Raw genomic sequence first — 13,697 nt, 5'->3', positions numbered from 1 at the left:
CCGGACTGGTATCGCTTGGTATCCGGTGCGTCGTGCGGCACCGTCCGAGAGAGGTCAGCAGGCGCCGCGCGGCGGCGCCGCGTTCCCGCACGTCCCGCCGATGGAGGAGCCCGACACGGTGACCTTCGCCCCCGAGCAGCACCGGCCCCCCGGTGCCCCGACGCGCCCGGGGGGAACGCCGCCCAGCGGTGTGGTGGTCGGTGTCGACCTGCGCGGCATCCAGGCCTACGTCTACAGCGGTCGGCGCATCCTGGACGCGGTGGGGCGCGCCGCCCTCGTCGCGGAGCTGACCGACACCTCCGACGCCGAGCACGGGATCGCCGACCTCGTACCGCCGGACTGCGTGGTGCTGCGCGACGCCGGAGGGGCGCTCACCGCGGTCTTCCCCGACGCTGCCTCGGCGCGCGGGTTCACCGCCCGCTACACCCGCAGGCTGCGCGACCGCGCCGGGGACCTGACCCCCGTGGTGGCGCACGTGGCCTACGGTCCCGGAGCCGGGGGGCCGGGCGGCGCCGCGCCGGAGCGCACGGGCGCGACCGGGGCCCCGGGGACCGACCGCGCGCCGGACGCCGACACGGCGGCGGCCGCCGGGGTGGACGAGGCGCTGGCCCTGCTCCCGGCGCGGCTGCGGGAGGCGCGGCGGCACATGTCGGCCCTGCACACCCCCGCCCACGGGTACGGGATCACCGCAGTGTGCTCGGTCAGCGGCGGCCCCGCCGAGTCGGTGGACAGCAGCCGCGCCCAGGACGACCACCCCGACGTGCACGAGAGGGTGGCCGCCGACGTCGCCCGGGCCCGGGGGATCGGCCGCCGCTGGCACCGCGCCCACAGCCGCGACTGGCTGGCCGACGCCGTCACCGCCGCCGGAGCCCCCGCCCTGACGCTGCCGATGGAGGTGGACCGCCTGGGCCGCGACCACGGCGGCCTCAGCCGCGTCGCGGTCGTCCACATCGACGTCAACGGCCTGGGCGCGCTCCTGGGCGAATACCGCGAACGCGCGGGCGACCCGGCCGTGCCGGGCTCGGGCGCCTTCGCCCAGCGCCGCCTGTCCACCCGCATCGCCGGACTCACCGAGGGGCTGGCCCGCGTCCTGGTGCGCGCGGTGGCGGCCACCGTCCACGCCGGACCCGGCCGGCGGCCCCTCATCCCGGGGACCGGCGCCGCCGCGCCGATCACCCTGCACCACGAGCCGCCCGGACCCGTGTCCCTGCCGGTCCGCCCCGTCGTGGTCGCCGGAGACGACCTCACCGTGCTGTGCGACGCCCGGCTCGCCCTCAGCCTGGTGCGCTACGCCCTCGACTGGCTGGACGCCGACCCCGAGCGCGTCGGCGACGACCGCGACCCCCGGGTGGGGCTGCACCGCGCGCTCGCCGAGGCCCACGGCGACCGCCCCGGCGGTGGACGCACCGTGGTCGTGCCGGGCGGCGCGGCGCACACCACGTTCGTGCCCACGGTCGGGGTGGGCGTGGCCGTGCAGCCGGTGGGCGCCCCGCTGTCGCTGGGCTACGACCTGTGCGAGGCGATGTGCCGCCGCGCCAAACAGCACCGCCTCCAGGCCGCCGAGGCCGACCCCGGAGCGGGCGACGAGCACGCCGTGGCCTGGACGATGCGCCTCGACGGCGTCGGACGGGTGCTGCGCCGCCTGGACCGGGCCCGCCGGGCGCCCGTGCCGCGCACCGCCCAGCCCCTGACCGGAACCGGGTTCGCCCGCTTCCTGGACCGGTACCTGTCCGCGACCGCCCCGGGCAGCCTGCTCGCCGACGGGGACACCCGCCAGCGGGGCTGGCTGGTCTCCTCGCTGGTCCCCCTGCTGGAGTCGGGCGCCGACCCGGGGCCCGAACTCGCCCGCCGCGCCCACGCGACGGGCGGGCCCGTCGACCTGCCCCGCGGCTGGACGCCCGGCGGCCTGCTCGACGCGGTCGAGGTGATGGACCTGCACCTGGATCCCGGGCTGGCGGCGGCCCTCGACCCCCACCGCCCCCAGCGGCGGGCGGGGAGCCGCGGTCCGCGTACCGGGGCGGCCCGTCCGCGGGGCGCGTTCCGGTGAGCCTCCCGGACCGCGTCACCGTGCACCTGGCCTCCCCCGCGCTGTTCGCCGGCGCCAGCGCGGACGGCACGGGCGCCGACACCGACGTGGTCACCGACGAGCACGGCCTGCCCTACCTGCCCCGCCACCGCCTCGCCGCGCGGCTGCGCGCCGGCGCGGTCAGCGCCCTGGCGGTGGCGCCCGGCCTGGCCGGGACCTGCGACGAGGTCTTCGGCCGCGGGGGTTCGCACGGCGCGGACCGGATGCTGCGGGTGGGACACGCCGTCCTGGGCGACGGGGTGCGCGCCGCGGTCGCCCGCGCGCTCGCCGGTCGGACCGAACCGCTGCGCTCCACCCTGCGCCGCGCGGTCACCGACGCCTACACGACCCTGGAGTCGGGCATCGCGGTGGGCCCGGACGGCGCGCCCGAGCCGGGCCGCCTGCGCACGCACCGGGCGCTCCTGCCGGGCCTGACCCTCACCGCCGCGCTGACCTGGGCCTCCCCGCCGGGGGAGGAGCACTGGAGGCTGCTGGCCCGCGCCTGCCTGGCCACCACCCGTATCGGGTCCAGGGGCACGCGCGGCCGGGGCCGGGTGGACGTGCGCCTGGCCGGGGCCGGGGGCGGCGACCCGTACGAGGTGACCCTGAGCCTGGCCGCGCCCGTGAACGGCGGCCGGGAACGGGAAGGTACACCCCCATGAGACTCCGTTCCCCCGGCACGGCGACGCCCGGCCCCACCGCCTCTCCGGCGGGGAACACCGTTGCGGGCGCGGATCCGGTGTCGGCGCGGACGCCACGGCGCGGTACCGCACCGCACGGGGACACGGAGGCGGGCACGTGAGCGGGCTCGCGGTGAGCGGCTACCTTCCGCTGCGCTACGTCCTGACCGACACCCTCGCCGTGCGCACCTCCTTCGACCCGCTGCGCGTGGACTCCGAGCACTCCGTCAGCGGCCGCGCCCAGCGCGGCATGCTCGCCGCCGCGCTGCGGCGCGCCGGCCTCGACCGCGAACTCCACGACTGGGTGGTCCGCGGCGAACAGGTCCGCTTCGCCCCCGCCCACCCCTTTCTGGAGACCGGGGCCGCCCACCCCGCCCCCGCCCACCTGTACACGCCGGGCAAGGACGGCGACACCGCCGTCGACGCCTTCGGCCCCACCGACCCGGCCACGCCCTACCGAGCGGTCCGCGACCCCCTCACCCCGGACCGCTCCCTGCGCGCCGCCGTGCGCACCACCACCGAGCAGTACCTCGGCCGCCCCCGCACCGGTGACGCGCCCCGGGGCGTGCCCTTCCTCACCACCAGCATCGACCCCGGCCAGGTCTTCGAGGCCCGCTGGCAGCTGCGCGCCCCCGACCGCGCCGCCCTGCGCGAGCTCGCCGAACGCCTCGCCGCCTTCCTGGCCCGGGCCGACGGCACCCTCACCCTCGGCTCCGGGGGCACCCGGGCCCACGGCGGCGTCCGCGTGGCACCCGCCGACCCCGACCGCCTCCTGTCACCCGACCGCGTCGAACCCTCGGGCCCCCGCTCCTGGGCCGCCGGGTCCCCCTTCGACCTGATCCTGCTCTCCCCGGCGCTGCTGGTGGGCGACGACGGCCAGTACCGCCCGGCGCACCTGGTGCCCGCCGTGCTCGACCTCCTGGCCCGGCGCCTGCCCGGCGCCCGGGCGCGCGTCCTCGCCGACCACGCCGAGGCCGGGCTCGTCGGCGCCTACCACCGCGGCTACCACGGCCCCATGGCCCAGCGCTGGGCCGCCCGCCCCGGCGCTGTGGTCCGCCTGGTCCTGGACCGAGACCTGGACACCGAGCGGGTCCGCGACCTGGAGGCGCACCCCCTGGGCGAACGGGTCGTGGACGGCCACGGCCAGTTCACCCTGCTCCACCCGCCCCCTCCCGGTCCCGAACCCCTCGCCCCGCTGGCCGAACCCCTCGCGTGCCGCCCGCCGGGCACCGTCGCCCTCCCCGACGGCCGTGCCGTCCCCGCCGCGGCGCCCCTCCCGGAGGAGGACGACCAGCTGCGCGCCCTGTACGACGCGCTCCTGTGGAACGCCGCCGTCCAGCCCGTCCGCGACCACGCCCGCGCCCTGGTCCGCGGCTCCGCCCGCCTGCTCGCCCCGCTCACCCCCGGCCTGTCGGGCCGCCTGCGCGAGGTCGCCGCCCACCCCCACTCCACCCCCGAGGACGCCTTGGCCGCCCTCGAACGCACCGTCCGCGGCCGTGCCCCCGGCCACACGGGCACGGCGGGCACCCACAAGGTCCCGCACGACCGGGCCGCGCGCGCCCTGGACCGGGCCCGCCTGGTCCGCCCGGGCCACGACCGCCCCGTCAGCGTCCGGTCCTGGCTGGCGGACCTGTCCGGCGGAGCCGAGGCCTGGTGGCGGGACAACCGGCCCCACCCCGTGCACAGCCCCGCCTACGCCCGGGCCGTCGCCGCCGTGGACCTCTCCCTGCCCGACGGCCTGCCCCCCGGCGGCCGGGGTCTGTCCGCCCGCGCCCGCGACTGGGAGCGCCGCGCCGCCGCACGCCTCTCCCTGGTCCTGGTCTCCTCCTGGCTGGCCGAGGCCGCCCGCCCGCCGCGCGCCGAGCAGGACGGGGGACGCCCCGGCGGGGGAGGCCCCGGGTGAGCGGCGAGCCAGCCCCGCCCGGGCTGCTGTGGGAGGTCACCCTGCGGCTGTGCCTGCTCTCCGACACCCACGTCGGTGCGGCCCGGGCCAGGCCCCGCCACGCCACCGGAAACGACGTGGACCTGCACGTGGACCGCGATCCGGCCACCGGCGCGCCCCGCCTGCGCGCCACCACCCTGGCCGGGCTGCTGCGCCACGAACTCGCGGCCCGCACGGGCGACCCCGACGACGTCCGCGCCCTCACGGGATCGGCGGAGTCCGAGGCCGCGCCGGGCGGGGAGGGGGCCGCCGCGAGCGCGCTGGACGTGGACGACGCCCGCGCCGAACTCCCCGAGGACACCGCGGTCGCGGTCCGCACCGGCACCCGGGTGGACCCGGCCGCGGGCACCGTCCGGCCGGGCCGCACGTGGCGGTGGGAGATCCTGCCCGCGGGCACCGTGTTCACCGCCCACCTGCGCCTGCGCGTCCCCGCGCCGGCCGACGAGGCCCGCCTGCTCACCCTGCTGCTCCTGGCCTGCGACGGACTCTCCGGGCCCGACGGGTCCGGTCCCGGCGTCCGCGTGGGCGCGCGCACCGGCCGCGGCTACGGCGCGGTCCGCGCCACCCACTGGTCGGCGCGCCGCCACGACCTCACCGACGAGCGCGGCTGGTTCGCCTACCACGCGCGCTCCTGGGCCCGGCGCTGGGAGGAGGGCGCCGACGCGCTCGCCGACGCCCCCGCCGACCTGGCCACCGCCCTGACCGAGGCCCTGCGCGCCTGCGGGCGCGGGGCCACCGCCGCGCACGCGCTCGCCCGCGCGCACCGGCCCGACCGCCGCCACCGCGCCGAACTCCACCTGACCCTGGCCGTCGCCGAGCAGCCCGACCCCACCGCCCCGCCGCCGCGCGAACCCAGGCCCGGCCTGCTCATGATCGGCGACGTCCCCGCCCCCGAACGCCTGGGCGAGGCGGACCGGGCGCACCGCCACCGCCCCGCCGTCACCGACCCGGACAAGGCCGCCGTCCAGCCCGCACCGGTCCTGGGCGACACCGCGCTGTTCGCCCTGTTCAAGAGGGTCGGCGGCCGTCTGGTCCGGGACGCGGCCGAACACCTGGGCGCCGGGCCGGACCGGTGGCGCGACTGGCACGACCACTGGTGGGGCGCCGACACCGACCGGCGCGGCCTCCCGCGCCCCGCCCGGATCCGGCTGCGCACCGTCCCCGTGCTCACCGGCGGAGCGCCCCTGACCGCCACCCGGCTGACCGTGGACTCCCTCTTCGGCGACGCCGTGGACGGCCGCCTGTTCACCACCGACCTGCACTGCGGCGGCAGCGCCGAGGCGGTCCTGGACGTGCGCGAGCCCGACGACGCCGTCCGCGGTCTGCTCGCCCTCCTCGTGCGGGAGCTGGCCACGGTACCCTTCGACACCCTCGGCGCGGGCGCCGGGACCGGGAACGGGCGCCTGACCGCCACCCGCGCCCTCCTGACCACCCACCCCCCGGGCGGGGGACCGCCGGACACGGTGGACCTGGTCACCGCCCTGTTCACACCCGACAGCGACGACGCGGCCACCGCCCGCGGCTGGCTGGCCGCCCTGCGCGCCGCGCTCGCCCCCGCGCCCACGACGGAGGAGCCCCGGTGAACCACGAGCCCCCGCGCCCGCACGGCCTGGCCGTGCGCCGCCTGACCGCCGCGCAGGTCGACGGAGTCCTCGACGACGTCTTCGTCCGCGGTCTCCGCTGCCGCCTGCTCGACACCGGTGTTCCGGGCGTGCCCGGCGCACCGGACCGGCCGCAGTGGCTGCTCGCCGAACTCGGCGACGGCCGCGTCACCGGCGCCTGCCCGGGAGCGCGGTGGCACCGCTCGGACCAGCCGCCCACCGCCCACCTGTCGGCCGCGCCCCCGGGCCCCGCCGACCGCTGGCGCGTCTTGGAGGTCCTGGTGTTCGGTCCGCACGCGCAGATCCGGCTCGGGGAGGGCGCCGGGGCCGGGTGGATCAGCGCGGACGCCCCCGGCGACCTCTCCGAGGAGCTGCGCCCGCGCGAGCGCTCCCTCCTCCTCCAGGGCTGGAACGGCCCCTCCTCCAGCCGCGTCCTGGACGGCGCGGGCCCCCTGTCGGTGACGCGGGAGCCCTCCGGCACGCAGGCGGTGCTCCCGGTGGCGTGGACCGACTTCTCCGGCCGCCTCCGCCCCGTGCCCGGCGCCGGAACCGCCCTGGAGAGCACGGGCACCTGGCTGACGGTGCGTGAGTACTGGGCGCAGGACCCCGCCACCGGCGCGGTGGGCGTGGCCTTCCACCGGCTCACCGGGATGCGGTCGGGGGTCAAGCCGACCGGACCCGAGTTCGACGTGGGCACCGGCGACGAGATCCGGCGGGGGGAACGGCCGTGGTGAGCCCGGGCGTGTGCGGCGGCGCACCGCGCCCGCGGGCGGGACGGTTCCACGCCACCGCGCCCTACGGCCTGGTCAGGATCGCCGACACCCCCATGCCCGCCGCCGACCTGCACGGCGGCCTCCCCACCGACGACCTGCTGCGCAGCCACGACCGCACCGTGGCGGGCACCCACTCGGGGTGGATCGACCTGACCCTGACCACGCTCACCCCCACCTTCGTGGGCCAGACCCTCGAACGCGGGCGCGTGAACGCCTCCACCCGCTTCCCGCACGGCGACCGCCACCTGCCCGCCGTCCCCGGCTCGACCCTGCGCGGCCTGGTCCGCAACACCGTGCGCATGCTCACCAGCGGCGAGACCGGCCCGGTCAACACACCGATGCTGTTCTTCCGCGCGCCCGTGCGCATCGACCCCGACAGCGCCGACAGCGCCCTGTCCGCGCGCGCCCGCAGGGTCATGGCCCACCAGCACTCCCAGTACCGCAGGCGCCGGTCCGGGCTGCGCACCAAGCAGGGGTTCCTGTTCCACTCGCCGCCCGACGGGCGCTGGTACGTGGTCGAGGTCCCCGCCACCGCCCTGTCGGGCGAGGCCGGCCAGGCGCTCAAGGTGCCCTTCACGGTCCTGCGCGAGAGCCTGCGCACCTGGGACTTCGGCGTCGACGACTTCCCCGACCCGCCCAGGAGCAACGCCTACGTCCCCACCACCCACGAACAGCACGGGCGCCTCCAGTACCGCTGGGTGCACGCCGTCCACCTGCCCGGGGAACGGCGCGTGGCCGCCGTCGCACCCACCGGGGAGGAGGCCCGCGCCTACCTGGACGCCCGCGCCGGGGGCGCCCGCGGCCCGGGCGGGGGAGGGGTGGTGCGGGCCCTGGTGGTCCTGACCGGGGTCGCCGCGGGCGAGCGCCGCAACGCCTACCTCTTCCCCCGGCCCGCCGACCTGGGCGCACGCCTGCGCGTCCCGGACGCCATGGTGGAGCTGTTCGAGTCGGCCGAGCAGGTCACCGGCTACCAGCGCGCCGCCTTCCCCGACACCCTGGGCACGGGCGCGGCCGACCCCGTGCGCGAACCGGTCGCCGGGGCCGGCGGAGGGGGCCTGCCCCGGCGCGGGCTCGAACCGGTCTGGTTCGACCTCGACGCGTCCGGGGCGGTGGTCTCCTTCGGCCGCTCCGGCGGCTACCGCATCGCCGTCAGCGACGACAACCCGGTCCGCCGGGCCCTGCCCGCGCCCGTCCTGGGCCCCCAGCACGGAGACCCGGAAAGGGCCGCCCGGGCGGGACGCACGGTGGACGTGTGCCGGGCCCTGTTCGGCGACACCGACACCTTCGCGGGCGAGGCGGGGGCGTCCAAGGGCCGGGTGTCCTTCGGCAGCGCGCTGAGCACCGACCCCGACCCGGACTACCCCGACGGCGCGGCCCTGCGCGTGCAACTGCTCTCGCCCCAGCGCGGCTGCTTCGCCAACTACCTGCTCCAGGGTCCCGACGCCGCCTCGGGGGACCGGCCCGACATCATCACGTGGTCGCACGAGGGGCTGGTGCGGCTGGGCGGGTACAAGGTGTACCTGCACCGGCACCGCGCCGCCCCGGGCGGACCGGTGCGCTACGACGCCCGAACCCAGGAGGAGCTGGGGCTGACGGTGCTGGCGCCGGGGACCCGGCCCGAACCTCCCCGCGACACCCAGCGCGACGTCGTCCCCCTCCGCGACGGTCTCACCTTTCGCTCACGTATCACCTTCACCAACCTCACCGACGGCGAACTCGGTGCGCTGCTGCGCGCCCTGCTGCTGGACAATCCCGTGGACGGGGGCGACCCCGCCGACCCCGAGCACGCGCACAAGATCGGCATGGGCAAGTCGCTGGGCATGGGCAGCGTCCACCTGCGCCCGGAGCTGTACCTGGTGGACCGGCGCGCCCGCGCGCTGTCCCTGGACCCGGGCGCCGGGGTCGTGCGCGCCGGGCGGGAGCGGGTCCGGGGGTTCCTGGACGCGTTCGGCGCCGCCCTGGCGGCCAGGCGCCTGCCGGGCGAGCCAGCGCCCGGGCGCTGGCGGGAGGTGGACCAGGCGGTGGACGTGTGCCTGGCCAGCCGGTGGCGCGGCCGCCTGCCCTGGGAGGCGACCGCGGTGATGTCGCTGCGCGAGTTCGCCGAGTACCCGGTGCTGCCCCCGCTCACCCGGCGGTTCCGCGACGCCGGGAGGCCCGGAGGCGGGTGAGGCACCGCGCGGAGGCGCGCCGGTGGCCGCCCCGCCCGTCCTCTTCCCGGGGGTCCACCGGGTGAGCGCGTCCCCTCACGGGCGTCCGTCGACGGCCTCGGCCAGCGCCTCCAGCAGGTCCGCGCGCAGGTCGGGGTCCTCTTGGGCCCCCGTCCACAGCGCCGGGGCGGGCTCCTGCTCCAGCAGCGCGCACAGCAGGGCGTCGAGCGCGCCCGGGGGGTCGGCCTCGAACTCCTCCCGTGCCTGCTGGGCCCGCCCCGTCAGCTCCCGGGCGGTGCGCTCCAGCCAGGCGCGCTCCGACGCGTCCAGCACCTCGCGCCGCCGCGAGGCGTCCTCCTCGGGCTCGGGGGCGTCGGGAACGGGGGAGTAGGGCGCGCTGCGCGCCCGCCCCCGCGCCTGCTGCACCAGCCGGAAGTGGAGGGGCATGTCCACCGCCATCCGGCCCAGCACGCCGGTGAGCCTGCGGGCGACGTCCTCGCCGCTCATGCCGGGCAGCAGGCCGCGCAGCAGCAGGCGGCGCCGCTGGTCGGGGGTGCGGCCCGCGTCCGCGTCGCGCCCGGAGGCCAGTTCGGCCAGCTTGCGCAGCAGGTAGTCGCCGGTGGCGGTGGAGACCATGGGCGGTTCCCCGGACGCGGTCAGCGCGCGTCCGCGCAGGTCGGCGACGGGCACGGCGCTGCCGTCCTCGGTGAAGGAGACCGCCTCGCCCGGGTGCACGTCCTCGGGCAGGTCGGCGGCGGGGTTGCCCCAGCCCGCGGTGAGCACCAGCATGGCCAGCGCCTCCTGGTCGACCACGTCCGCGGCGACCCGGGCCACGTCGCGGCGCTGCGCCCAGCGGCGCGGGCGCTCGGAGAACGCGCAGCGCACCCGGCCGTCGGAGGAGGCCTGCGGGTAGACGCGGCGCAGGTTCTTGTAGGAGCGGTCCCGGCGCACGTCGTCCAGGGCGTCGCGCAGCCGGTGCGCGGCGGTGCGGTCGACGGCGGTGCCGTCGGGCACGGCGCGGCGCATGCGCACGGCGACGACGCCCTCGGGGTCGCCTCCGTGCACCGGGCACGGGCAGTGCTCGGCGCACAGGTCGACATAGTCGCCGAACTGTTCGGAGTGACCCGAGCAGCCCTGCGCGGTTCCGTCCGCGGAGCACGGCCCGCACCCCAGGACGCGCGTGAAGGCGCGCAGGAAGGCGGTGGAGCCGAACAACTCCCAGGCGGAGCAGTGGTGCGTGCTCACGAACTCTTCTCCCCGGTGGTCCGGGGCCGGGACGCTTCCCCAGCCCTCCGGGAAAGCGCGTGAGAGAACGCGAGACCTCAGGTGACACCCCCGCGTCAACGGGAGGTCACCTATCAAATTAGGCCCGCCGAGAGGGAAATGTCAATTGTTGGACCCCTGTACCAAGCAGTGTGAATCCCTATAAACAAGTACAAAATGGATATCAGTAACAATGGGCTCAACGTTCACGGATTTTCCGGTCCGGAGCCTTCTCCGGAGGGCCCGCGCTGTGTCCGAGAGACTGCGGTGAGGGCGCGGCGCCGCCGGACCCGGCGGTCAGTCCGGCCGGCGGGGAAACGAGAGGAACGGAGGTCGCCGGATGCGGGTGGTCAACCTGACGCCGCATGTGGTGACAGTCGTGGACGAGAGGTCGCGCGTCATCCGGCGCTGGCCCAGGTGCGCCCGACCGGCCCGGGTGGAGGCAGTCCGCGTCCCCGTGGGCCTGGAGGTCGCCGGGGTCCCGCTGATGGCCGAGGAGCGCACCCGGGCCGACCTCCCCGAACCGCAGGAGGGCGTGTGGTTCATCGTCTCCTCCGTGGTCGTCTCCGCGCACCCCGAACGCCGCGACCTGCTGGTCCCCTCCGACCTCGTGCGCGACGGCAGCGGCGTGGTCACCGCCTGCCGGTCCTTCGTCGTCAGCGGCGCCCCGGTGCGGCTCGGCCCCCGTCCCCGGGACGCGGGGGCGGTGGGCGCCTAGGCGGTGTTTTTTTGGACCTCCGCTCCGCTTCGTCCCACCCGTCGCCCGCCACCACCCTCAACGGACGCCTACGGCGCGGTCCTTCTTGTGTTCGGGCGCTGGAGAAACGGGGTCCCACCGCATAGCGTGGTCGTCCGACGCCCCCTCCCGGAAAACAGGACGCCGTGGACAGCCCCCGTGCCGCCGTCGTGCTCGTCGGACAGAACCCCACCCCCGCGCTGCTGTCCTCGCTCACCCTGCGCGCCGACCACCTGGCCCTGGTCGCCAGCGACGGGACCCGGCCGCTGGCCCGGCGCGTCGCCGCCGCCGTGGAGCGCCTGGCCCGCCCCGAGTCGGTGAGCGTGGTGAGCGTGGGGCCCGACCCGCACGACTTCGGCCCGGTCACCGACACCCTGGCCGCCCTGCACCGCGCCAGCGGCGGCCAGCCCTGGTACCTGGACTACACCGGCGGCACCAAGGTGATGAGCGTGGCCGCGGCCCTGCTGCACGAGCGGGTCCTGCCGACGGACCGGCACCCCGGCTCCCGCCGCTGGCGCCACTACCTGGACGCGGTCAACGACCGGCTGCGCACCGCCGACGGCTCCCACCCGGGGCGCCCGCTGGTCAGCGACGGCGTCGACCTGCGCACCCTCGCCGCGATCCACGGCGCCCACTGGCTGCAGGACCGCGACCCCGAACCCGTGCGGCTCTTCGTCCAGGGCGGACGCCAGGCCCTCCAGGCGCGCTTCCCCGACCTGTCCCCGGCCGTGCGGCGCGGCGTCGTCGCCGAGGGCCGGGTCCTGTCCCACCTGCTGCGCCACACGCGCCGCCGGTCCGACACCGAGGTCGTCGGAGCCCGCCAGGTCGCCGACCCCCGCCACCCCGGGGGTTCGGTCGCCGACTTCGACGCCGTCCTGCGCCACCGCCACCGCGTGCTGTGCGTGGAGGCCAAGACCCGTCCCGAGGACGTCGTCGCCCGGGCCGGGTGGACGGTGGCCAAGGCCCGCCGGGTCTTCGGCACCGCGGTCCAGGTGCTGTTCGTCCACTCCGGGCCCGCGGTCCCCGGGCTGCGCGAACGCGTCACCGCCTACAACCCCGCCCTGGCCGCCCGCAGCGTGCACGTGTGGAGCCTGGAGGACCTGCTGTCTCGGCTGACGTCGTTCGAGGACATCCGCGGGGCGTTCTTCCCGGGCCTGGCCTCCTCCGACACGGACGCGACCCCGAGTCCGGTCCGCGCGCCCGGCCCGGACCGGGGAACCGGCCCGACGCCGGGAACCGGTCCGAACGGAGCCCCGGGTCCCCGCCGCCGCCCCGCACCGCCCGAGGCCCCCGGGCCCCCGCCGCCCGGGCGCCACCCCGGGCCGAAGGACGGACCGGTCCTGGTCACCTCCCTGGGCGGCAGCCGCCTGGGCACCCTCACCGCGGTGCACGCCCACCGGCCCGCCCGCACCCTGGTCCTGCCCTCCAGGCAGAGCGTGCGCGACCGGATGCGCGACTCCGCCGCCCGGACCCTGTACGCCGTCGAGCACCCCGGAGCCCCGCCCGCCGAAGCCGCCCTGCTCAGGGAGGCCGGGTACCGCGACCGGGTCCGCTTCACCTCCGACCCCGTGGACGGCTCCGACGCCGACGCGGTCGCCGCCGTCGCCCAGGACTGGATCGTCCGCGAACAGCGGGCCGACCCGCAGCCCCCGGTCGTCGCCGACATCACGACCGGCACCAAGGCGATGAGCCTGGGACTGGCCCTGGCCGCCCGCCGCACGGGCGCATGCGCCGCCTACCAGCTGGCCCGCAGGCGGACCGTGGTCTGCCTGACCCACGGCGAACTGCCCCTGCGGGGCCGCGCCAGCGTCGACTGGCACCTGGTCCTGCCCGGGTACACGCCGCTGCCCGGGGCGGGGGACGGGGACGGCTCCCTGACCGGGAACGCCTGCCGGGCGGCCCGCACCCAGGTGGACACCGTCCTGCTCGACGCCGCCCGCGCCGCCCTCGTGCGCGCGGCCAGCGGTCCGGTCCGGGTGTGGATGGACGCCTCCCTCTCCGACCCCGAGGAGTGCCTGACCGCCCAGGAGCGGCCCAGCCTGGTGCTCACCTTCGACGACCGCGCGGTGGGCCTGACCGCGCCCGGCTGGCTGCGGCGCCGCGGCCCCGGCGGGGAGGCGCGCGAGGTGGGCCGGGGCGCGTGGGCGCAGAGCGTGTTCGCCGCCACCGCCCACCTCGGCACCCGCTGCGACGTGGCGGGAACGGTGGTCGCCCTGACCCGGCCGGGAGGCGACGTCAGCCGCGCGGTCGAACTCGTGGACTGGATCGCCCACGCCGACACGTCACCGCACGGCGGGCCCGGGCGGATCGCCTTCGGCGACCCCCTGCGCCCCCTCGTGGCGGTCGCCTCCCCCGACGCCCTGCCCGCGCTGCTCGACACCGACGTCAGCCTGCTCTGACCCGCCCCGGCTACTCGGCCTGACCGTCTTTTTGCACGTCGGCGGACCCGTCCCGGAGGTTGCGCGCACCCTCGCCGGGCAGGATGGGAAG

General features: G+C 77.9%; 9 protein-coding genes. 8 read left to right on the top strand and 1 reads right to left on the bottom strand.

Features of this window, described 5'->3' with window-relative positions:
• The first annotated feature begins 100 nt into the window (after positions 1-100).
• The 6 genes from ACSTA4_RS20010 to ACSTA4_RS19985 all read left to right on the top strand — a co-directional run bounded on the left by ACSTA4_RS20010 (position 101) and on the right by ACSTA4_RS19985 (position 9,229).
• Entirely contained in the window at positions 101-2,047 is a 1,947-nt protein-coding gene (locus tag ACSTA4_RS20010; protein WP_444960594.1) for a hypothetical protein, read from the top strand.
• Positions 2,044-2,727 carry a hypothetical protein gene (locus ACSTA4_RS20005; RefSeq protein WP_444960593.1) on the top strand — a complete coding sequence of 228 codons (684 nt, stop codon included), beginning with the start codon at positions 2,044-2,046 and terminating at the stop codon, positions 2,725-2,727. The genes ACSTA4_RS20010 and ACSTA4_RS20005 overlap by 4 nt, the downstream gene beginning before the upstream one ends.
• A gap of 136 nt (positions 2,728-2,863) precedes the next feature.
• Positions 2,864-4,648, top strand: coding sequence for a hypothetical protein (locus ACSTA4_RS20000; protein ID WP_444960592.1), 1,785 nt, complete (start codon positions 2,864-2,866; stop codon positions 4,646-4,648).
• Positions 4,645-6,270, top strand: coding sequence for an RAMP superfamily CRISPR-associated protein (locus ACSTA4_RS19995; RefSeq protein ID WP_444960591.1), 1,626 nt, complete (start codon positions 4,645-4,647; stop codon positions 6,268-6,270). Before ACSTA4_RS20000 ends, ACSTA4_RS19995 begins: the two co-directional genes overlap by 4 nt.
• Positions 6,267-7,022 carry a hypothetical protein gene (locus ACSTA4_RS19990; RefSeq protein ID WP_444960590.1) on the top strand — a complete coding sequence of 252 codons (756 nt, stop codon included), beginning with the start codon at positions 6,267-6,269 and terminating at the stop codon, positions 7,020-7,022. The genes ACSTA4_RS19995 and ACSTA4_RS19990 overlap by 4 nt, the downstream gene beginning before the upstream one ends.
• Complete coding sequence (locus ACSTA4_RS19985) at positions 7,016-9,229, top strand: TIGR03986 family type III CRISPR-associated RAMP protein (protein WP_444960589.1); 2,214 nt, start codon at positions 7,016-7,018, stop codon at positions 9,227-9,229. The genes ACSTA4_RS19990 and ACSTA4_RS19985 overlap by 7 nt, the downstream gene beginning before the upstream one ends.
• Positions 9,230-9,304: 75 nt before the next feature.
• Here the strand turns inward: ACSTA4_RS19985 and ACSTA4_RS19980 are convergent, their stop codons facing one another.
• Positions 9,305-10,453 (bottom strand): hypothetical protein, encoded by a 1,149-nt coding sequence (locus ACSTA4_RS19980; protein WP_444960588.1) that lies wholly within the window; start codon positions 10,451-10,453, stop codon positions 9,305-9,307.
• 358 nt (positions 10,454-10,811) lie between these two features.
• On the opposite strand from ACSTA4_RS19980, the gene ACSTA4_RS19975 reads away from it, so the two are divergent.
• On the top strand, positions 10,812-11,189 hold the full coding sequence (locus tag ACSTA4_RS19975; protein WP_444960587.1) for a hypothetical protein: 378 nt from the start codon (positions 10,812-10,814) through the stop codon (positions 11,187-11,189).
• A 164-nt stretch (positions 11,190-11,353) separates the two neighbouring features.
• The gene (locus ACSTA4_RS19970; RefSeq protein ID WP_444960586.1) at positions 11,354-13,606 is read left to right on the top strand and encodes a CRISPR-associated protein; all 2,253 of its coding nucleotides are present in this window, start codon (positions 11,354-11,356) and stop codon (positions 13,604-13,606) included.
• The last annotated feature ends 91 nt before the right edge of the window (positions 13,607-13,697 follow it).

The sequence above is a fragment of the Nocardiopsis sp. M1B1 genome (assembly GCF_052466615.1).
This window is presented reverse-complemented; position numbering and strand designations above follow the sequence as displayed.

Bases quoted from the DNA above. Each gene is read 5' to 3' on its own strand.
- ACSTA4_RS20010 (WP_444960594.1), top strand. From the start codon at position 101: ATGGAGGAGCCCGACACGGTGACCTTCGCCCCCGAGCAGCACCGGCCC.
- ACSTA4_RS19975 (WP_444960587.1), top strand. From the start codon at position 10,812: ATGCGGGTGGTCAACCTGACGCCGCATGTGGTGACAGTCGTGGACGAG.